Raw genomic sequence first — 793 nt, 5'->3', positions numbered from 1 at the left:
CTCCTTTCGTATGTAAAATTGAATGATGGTTCTGCTATTATGGCAACCTTTTCAAGCATGCTTCTATGTCAGATTGAAAGTGAGGAAGACATTTTAAACGTAGTGTTTGCTCTCAATAAATCTCACTTTAGAAATATAACTGATAATGGGCAACTTCAACTTTATCTTTTTGATGATGTTGATAACAACTCCGAAATAGATGGTTTCTGTTGTTCCTTCTCAATTAACGACTGGCTAAATCACGTTCAGCCTAATCGAACTTCATAAAATCGTGAACATTTCTCTTTGTTGTTCTTTTCCCAGATTGAACTATGCCAGCGTTTGCAAGCTGGCTTTACTTAGTAACTTACCTGTTTCACTTATAGACTTCAACAAGACCAGCGCCTTCTTTTGCCTGACAAACGTAAATTGATTCTTTCAGGCCCGTCGCAGCTTCATACTTAGATTCAACGGTTGCTTTCACTTCGTCAACCAGCGTTTGCGGAACCAATGCCACTACACAACCGCCGAAACCACCACCAGTCATACGTACGCCGCCCTGCTCGCCAATCACGTTTTTAACCATTTCAACCAGAGTGTCAATCTCTTTGACTGTAATATCGAAATCATCACGCATCGAAGCATGTGACTGAGCCATAAGTTCACTCATGCGTTTAATATTATGCGAACGGAGCGCTTTTGCCGCTTCGACTGTGCGATTGTTTTCAGTGATCACGTGACGCGCACGTTTTGCTACTATTTCATTTAGCTCATAGACTTTTTCGTTGAACTGCTCAATAGTCACATCTCGCAG

At 41.1% G+C, this 793-nt stretch carries 2 pseudogenes; one reads left to right on the top strand and one right to left on the bottom strand.

The annotated features are described in order from the left end of the window. Nucleotides 1-267, top strand: a pseudogene (locus tag R7040_RS25850) (hypothetical protein); the annotation flags it as partial. A gap of 88 nt (nucleotides 268-355) precedes the next feature. Here R7040_RS25850 and R7040_RS25845 read toward each other — a convergent pair. Then, a pseudogene (locus R7040_RS25845) lies at nucleotides 356-793 on the bottom strand (galactokinase); the annotation flags it as partial.

The sequence above is a fragment of the Vibrio sp. 1069 genome (genome assembly GCF_033340555.1).
Note: the sequence above shows the minus strand (reverse complement) of the source record. Positions and strands in the feature narration are given on the sequence as shown.